This window comes from Caldisericum sp. (genome assembly GCA_022759145.1).
Lineage (GTDB): Bacteria > Caldisericota > Caldisericia > Caldisericales > Caldisericaceae > Caldisericum.
In genome coordinates this window covers 1-6,209 of sequence record JAEMPV010000076.1, presented here as the reverse complement: position 1 = coordinate 6,209, position 6,209 = coordinate 1, and the positions used below count along the sequence as shown (strand labels likewise).

Below are 6,209 nucleotides of genomic sequence, written 5' to 3'. Positions count from 1 at the left end.
CAAGACTATTGACAAATTGAAAAAGTATGGTATAATAGATAAAAACAAAAGGAGGGTGGGTATGATATTAGTTAAGATTGGTCAAAGGATTATTAATTTGCAGAATGTTAAGTTTATTGAGCTAATGGAAAGTGAAAGTGAGAGGGAAATTAGGTTTTATTTTGTGGATGGGAGCTATAGTTATGTAAATTTAAAAAATAATGTAGAGGATCAAGATTTTGAAACGGCATGGGAATATTTGAGCGGTTTGTGGGTCTTTACTTCAGAACATTTTTTTAAAGGATATTTTCTCAAAGAGGAGGACTAACTATGCCAGAACTTAAATATATAACTATGTGGAAGGATGGCAAGTTGATTTTTCTGAAGCGTGAAGACTTTGAGCGTCGAAGTATTTGGCAGAATATTTGGCGGAGACTAAAGCGGTTGATTAGGAGGTAGGAGGGATAGAAAATGAGACAAGAACTAATTGAACTAATGAGGCAATTTAAGCAAGATGTAATAGATTTGGAAACAGCAGTAGTGTTTATAGCTGAAGAAGATTTTGAACGGATAAAGGAATATTTAGAAAAATTTCAAAAGGTGCTGAAGAGGCATCAGGAAAAAGCGTTGGAATTGGAAACAAAAATAAATACTAAGGAGGAGGAGTCATGAAGATGGTAGAAATGGTTAAACAAATGGTTGAAAAAACAAAGCAAGAGGTAAAAGAAGAGGAGAGGAAACAAGAGATTATGCAAAGATTCGAAGAAATCTATGGATTTAAGCCAGATCTTATTATATGGACAGATAATTTAACTTTGAAAGCTGTCTGTAGAATAAATGTTGAAGATTGGTTTGATGAGGAATTTACTTGGTTTATTGAAGGTAAGCAGATCTTAGAAGTTGCCTTTATACTGAAGGAAGAAGAAAATGTTGGGCATGATATAGATTGGAAGTTGTCAAGATCAAAAAGAACAGCGATTAATTACTACAATTGGAAAAGACAATATGGGCAATATTTAGCAGAGATTGAAATAATAACAAAAAATTAATTAAGGAGGTGAGATTATGGATAGAGAAAAGGCAGAGGTCGAAGTCAAGGCTGATTTAAGTAAAGGGGAAATGGAAATAAAGATTTATGGATCAAAAGAATTGATTGGGGAACTTTTAGCAGAATTGAAAGATTCACAAGAACGTGGCGAAGTTGAAATTAAAAAACTTGAAATTCAAAACTAAAGGAGGTGCAATGATGCTATATGTATTGAATTCGTTAATAGTGCCTGTGGATTTTACAGTTAAAGATTGTTATATGATTGTTTTGAGAAAAATTAATCTTGAGAAGGCTCAAGATATTTTATCTACAACTGAATTTACTTCGGCGTGTGGGCATGAGGCAACTGCTAAAGTTCTTAGTGAATTACTTGGCATAAATATTCCTTATAATCGAGTTGCAGTCAAACTAAAAAGTGGGGACATGGCTATTCATTTTGCTTTGAAGACACGATTGCCAGAGGGTAAAGTCCTAAGTGAAGAAGAATTGAAACAATTGAATTATGAATTTGTGTTGAGTATGATTTGTTAATTAAAAACTAAATAGGAGGTGTAATATGCAGATTGATAAATTTTATGTGAAGATTAGTTATTTGACACCAGTTTTAGCATTAAATCCCGCAAGTGACTTAGCTCAGCAGTATATTATTAAAAAAGCCGAGAAAGAGCTTGAGAAACTTGAAAGACAATTAAAACGAGTAAAGAAAGAAGAAGAAAGACAATTAATAGAGAAAGAGATAGAACGCATTAAAGCGGACTTGGAAGCCAAAGAAGAGCTACGGATAAGTGAAGAAGAACAAAAGAGCCGACTTCAAGTTTTTGCACGAACGGAAGAGGGATATTTAGCTGATTATCATTACCAAATAAAAGGATTCATGAAGGAAGTGGCATTGCATTTCTTACAAGGATCTTTAAAAAATCAAATCTCAAGATACATAGACATATGCCCAGTTGAAGAGACTGGGGACTATAAACGGGATTTCTTGATTCCCTATCAAAGAGATGGACAATTGATCAAAGAGCCTGATAATTTGTTATCGAGATCGCTTAGATCGTGGACCTATGGACAATATATTGTAACAATTGTTTGGTCTGAGATGTTGGATTTACCGCTTGAGCAAGAATTTGTGGTTAAGGTGTATGGTGGTAAGTTAACAGATAAGCAGATTTTGGATATTTTTACAAAAGGAGAGAATTGGGGTAAGAGTTCCTGGCGTGGGGCAAAGTATGGTAGATTTAAAGTTGTAGAATTTGAAAGGTTAAGTGATGTGAAGAAAAAAGTTATATCAGTAAAGAAGAAGGAAGAAGGAGAAGAAAGGAGGTGATGCGATAAGGATCTGTAGTGACCTGATTGGAGATAAATTAAAAAGGGGATATGAGAGGTGAGGAGGGGCAACGGAAAGGAGCTGAGAGGCGTTGAGAGGGGAAAAGATCAGTATGGATCTGTGGTGACCTGATTAGAGATGAATAAGAGGGAAATGTCTCGCGGGGAACAGAGTTGAAATGGATATGAGACGCACCAATTTGGATGGAAGAGGAAAGGACTGGTGGTGATGTGACAAGAAGAGGAAGTGAAGGGATTAGAAATGAGAAGAGATGAAGAGGAATTGAGAGGAGTTGAGTTGATTAGAAATTTGATTTGTCAGGAAAAGAGTTGATAAGGATTGGAAGTGATGGGAAAGGACGGGAATTGGGATGAGACAGGAAGAGATTTGAAAAGTTATAGTAGGAAAAGAACTGACTTAAAATGAGGCGATTAGAACATGAAAAGAAATGACTACATGCGATAAGAAATAAAACTATTGACTTTTTTAAAAATTGTGGTATAATGAAATAAATTCCATGTGGAGGTATAGCTATGTTGAAAAATCGAAGAAATTTTGTTTTTAGATTAAGTGAAGCATTACAGCAGAAGATAACACAACATCTTACTCAGACAGGGTGGTCAATAGCAGATTTAATCGATGAAGCAATGGATAAAGCATTTGAGAAGTATTCAATATATTTGACTAATGAGACTGGGGTTAATGCCTTATGGCAAAGGAAAGCTAAAGTTTTACGATTAGGCTCATCAGTTGATAGCGAGCTTTATAGACAAATGCTTAAAATTAGTGAGTTAACTGGGCGATCTGTAGCTGATTTGATTAAGGAAGCGATTTGGGAAATAATACATGAGGAGGGCAAAGATGTTTAATGAACTAAAGCTTTTATATGATGTTGTGGAGCATAATGATTTTGAAGATCTTATTAAAAAATGGAAGGAGAGATTTTTGAAGTTTTATCCTGTATTTTATTGTGATTGTGATTGTCCATATGAATGGGAAAGTATATATAAGACATGTTTATTTTTAGAAGCAATTTATGGATCTGAATTAGCTAAGAGTTATTTATTTGATGATGATACGAGGTTTGAAGTTAAGATGCGAGAAGAAAGTGCAGTAGGAGCATTGTTAAGTGAAGCAATTGAACATTATGTAATATCTAAGAAAATAACTAAAGACAAATTGTTGGATGAGCTTAACAAATACATAGAAAAACTAAAAAAGGAGGGTTAAAAATGAATGATGTCCAAATTATTGAAGAAAAGAAAGAAATTGCGTCAGCCGATAAAATTGTTCAAGTAGCTAAGCAAGTTCTTAAACCATCAGATTTTGCAACGATTAAAACAAAAGTAGGCAATATAATAGAAATAAAGCGTGATGGAATTCTTAATCTATTGAGCAGTTTGCCAATTAGTTATAATTTTAGATTAGTAGAGCGGGAAATCACAGAGGATTATGCTTTAGTTCGGGTCGAACTTGAGGTGATTTTTCCTAATGGTGTAGTAAGAAGAGGCGAAGGGGTAGGAGTTTGTGAGCGGGCAGAGCTTAAAGGAATTGATAATTTGCATAATTTATTAACTAAAGCGGAAACCAGAGCGATGAAGCGAGCGACAGAGGTATGTCTTGGTGCAGTGATTAATACAGTTATAAAAGAATTATTTGATAAACAACCAACCAAGACAATTGAGGAAGTGATGAAGTAATGTATACTCGAATTGGTTGTCGATCTTGGGAGAAAGTAAGAAAGAAAGCTTTGGAGATAGGCTATTTGCTTGGGTATCAATATTATGGGTGCGGATGTTTCATTGCTTTAAAAGTTCTAAGGGCTGAAATGTTACGGATGAAAGGGATTGTTTATTTAGACTGGGATAAATGGCGGGAATATTTAGAAGATGAAGTCAAGGATTGGAGTAATAGTGAACTTTTATGGCAATATAATATTTGGAAGTATAAGTATTTAAAGCAGAAATATTTGTTTATTAAGGATTGGGTCAAGGAGAAGGCATATTTTTTACCAAAGCGTGACCGGAGGCGTCTTACAGGGTCTTTGATTAAAAGATTGACTTATCAAGGTATTCAAGTTTATTTTACTCCGTTTGGTCCTTATGTTCAAAAAGATGTTGAGCCAATGTTATATCAATTAATATATAATTCAAAAATTATAAAGGAGGCTAAGGATGAAAGCACAGGAATTGAAACAACTTATTAATCTACAAGACCAAGAAACCTACTGCCCGAAGCATACACCACCAACGGAATTGTGGCATCCTTGTGAGCGTAGATTAGTTCTTTTGAGACAGACACCATTACCAGTTAAGCAAGCTAAGAAGTTTTTTGATGTGGGAAATGAATTTGAAGAGGTTGCATTGAAGAGGTTATTGAAAGTAGTTCCTGTGAAAGCATACCAGTTGCCTGTGGTTGATGAAGAGCTTGACATGAAAGGAATTGTAGACATCGTTCTTGAGAGTGGGGACTTCATTGAGATTAAGAGCACGGCAAATGAACAGGTTTTAGATAATTTTGGTCTTTATGATAATCAGTTGACGAAAAAATATTACTATCAAATGCAATCTTATATACTCTTGCTTAAAAAAGAACATGGAGTATTCTATGTAATTGATAGGCGGACTGGAGAGGATCATTTCTTTGATGTAGAGAAGGACCAAGCGGTTATTGAAGAGATTGTAGAAAGAGCTATTCATGTTAAGGAACATTTGCAGAGGGGAACTTTACCAAAGACCATTGAGCAATATGATTTATGCCGAGCTTGCCCTTTTTATAGCCAATGTTATCCTGAAGATGCGAAAGCCACCGTTAGAACAGTAGAAGTAAGCCCTGATTTTATGAAGAAACTTGAAATTTATTACGCTATTAAATCAAAGCTTAAACAATATGAACAATTAGAGAAAGAATTGAAAGAGGAGCTCAAGGAGTGGAGTGCAGGAACCTATAAAGTTGGTGATAAAATTATTAAAATAACAGAATATCAACGAGCATTTTATAATATACCTGAAGAAATTAAGAAACAATATCTTGAATATAAGCCTGTAAAGAGAATTATCTTATAGGAGGGACAGAATGTTTAGTGCAATAATAGCTGATTTATTAGACCAAGCAACTGATGATTTGAGTAAGAAAAAATTAGGCGAATGGTTAGTTAGAGCATATTGTAAGATATGTGAACATTTTGAGGGATATGAAGAAACAGAGAAATTAGATTTAGAGCAACTTGCTGAAGAATTATATGATTTACTTGAGGACATGAAAGGTGAATAATGCTTCTTCCACATCAACAGAAAGCTGTCGAGAAGTTTGATGGGTATTCTTATTTAGCCTGGGAAACAGGAACTGGTAAGACTTTAGCAGCACTAAAGATTGCAGAAAATTTTAGGAATGTGCTTATTATGTGTCCAGCATCAGTTAAACAAGTATGGTCTCAAGAGATTGAGAAATGGAATATAAAGTTAAACAATTTTGAGATTGTGAGTTATGATAGTTTTCGATTGCATTATCCTAAGATATTAAAGAAGGCTTTTTGGAATTTGATTATTTTTGATGAGGCACATAAATTAAAAAGTATCCGAGCTCAAATTACAAAGCTTGTTATGAAATTATTTACTAAAACTTATAAAGTTATGCTAAGCGGGACACCATTTGAGAAACCTGAGGATTATTATTCGCAATTGAGGATTTTACGACCAGACCATCCATTTAATAAATTATCATTTACGCAATATAAGAATACATATTTTAGAATAGATGGGATGTTTTATTATATTATTGATTTTCTACCTGGAATAAAGGACAAATTTATTGAGCGATATGTTTTACGATATGTTGATTTTGTTAAGCGTGCAGATA

13 protein-coding genes are annotated in these 6,209 nt (G+C 34.1%); all 13 read left to right on the top strand.

Annotation, left to right across the window (positions count from 1 at the left end; genetic code table 11):
• Positions 1-61: 61 nt before the first annotated feature.
• Complete coding sequence (locus JHC30_05520; protein ID MCI4463613.1) at positions 62-307, top strand: hypothetical protein; 246 nt, start codon at positions 62-64, stop codon at positions 305-307.
• 143 nt (positions 308-450) lie between these two features.
• Positions 451-651, top strand: a complete 201-nt coding sequence (locus JHC30_05515; GenBank protein ID MCI4463612.1) for a hypothetical protein — start codon at positions 451-453, stop codon at positions 649-651.
• The gene (locus tag JHC30_05510) at positions 648-1,028 is read left to right on the top strand and encodes a hypothetical protein (GenBank protein MCI4463611.1); all 381 of its coding nucleotides are present in this window, start codon (positions 648-650) and stop codon (positions 1,026-1,028) included. Before JHC30_05515 ends, JHC30_05510 begins: the two co-directional genes overlap by 4 nt.
• Before the next feature lie 16 nt (positions 1,029-1,044).
• The gene (locus JHC30_05505) at positions 1,045-1,212 is read left to right on the top strand and encodes a hypothetical protein (protein MCI4463610.1); all 168 of its coding nucleotides are present in this window, start codon (positions 1,045-1,047) and stop codon (positions 1,210-1,212) included.
• 13 nt (positions 1,213-1,225) lie between these two features.
• Positions 1,226-1,558, top strand: coding sequence for a DUF1874 domain-containing protein (locus tag JHC30_05500; GenBank protein MCI4463609.1), 333 nt, complete (start codon positions 1,226-1,228; stop codon positions 1,556-1,558).
• A 25-nt stretch (positions 1,559-1,583) separates the two neighbouring features.
• Entirely contained in the window at positions 1,584-2,351 is a 768-nt protein-coding gene (locus tag JHC30_05495; GenBank protein MCI4463608.1) for a hypothetical protein, read from the top strand.
• Between the two features lie 533 nt (positions 2,352-2,884).
• Positions 2,885-3,220: a hypothetical protein gene (locus JHC30_05490; protein MCI4463607.1), complete on the top strand. Its 336-nt coding sequence runs from the start codon at positions 2,885-2,887 to the stop codon at positions 3,218-3,220.
• The gene (locus JHC30_05485; protein ID MCI4463606.1) at positions 3,213-3,581 is read left to right on the top strand and encodes a hypothetical protein; all 369 of its coding nucleotides are present in this window, start codon (positions 3,213-3,215) and stop codon (positions 3,579-3,581) included. The genes JHC30_05490 and JHC30_05485 overlap by 8 nt, the downstream gene beginning before the upstream one ends.
• A 2-nt stretch (positions 3,582-3,583) precedes the next feature.
• Positions 3,584-4,051 carry a hypothetical protein gene (locus JHC30_05480; protein ID MCI4463605.1) on the top strand — a complete coding sequence of 156 codons (468 nt, stop codon included), beginning with the start codon at positions 3,584-3,586 and terminating at the stop codon, positions 4,049-4,051.
• Positions 4,051-4,557, top strand: coding sequence for a hypothetical protein (locus JHC30_05475; protein MCI4463604.1), 507 nt, complete (start codon positions 4,051-4,053; stop codon positions 4,555-4,557). The genes JHC30_05480 and JHC30_05475 overlap by 1 nt, the downstream gene beginning before the upstream one ends.
• On the top strand, positions 4,526-5,416 hold the full coding sequence (locus tag JHC30_05470; GenBank protein ID MCI4463603.1) for a Dna2/Cas4 domain-containing protein: 891 nt from the start codon (positions 4,526-4,528) through the stop codon (positions 5,414-5,416). The genes JHC30_05475 and JHC30_05470 overlap by 32 nt, the downstream gene beginning before the upstream one ends.
• Before the next feature lie 10 nt (positions 5,417-5,426).
• Positions 5,427-5,624 (top strand): hypothetical protein, encoded by a 198-nt coding sequence (locus JHC30_05465; protein ID MCI4463602.1) that lies wholly within the window; start codon positions 5,427-5,429, stop codon positions 5,622-5,624.
• On the top strand, positions 5,624-6,209 hold a 586-nt coding region (locus JHC30_05460; protein MCI4463601.1), incomplete at its 3' end, for a hypothetical protein. The genes JHC30_05465 and JHC30_05460, both read left to right, overlap by 1 nt.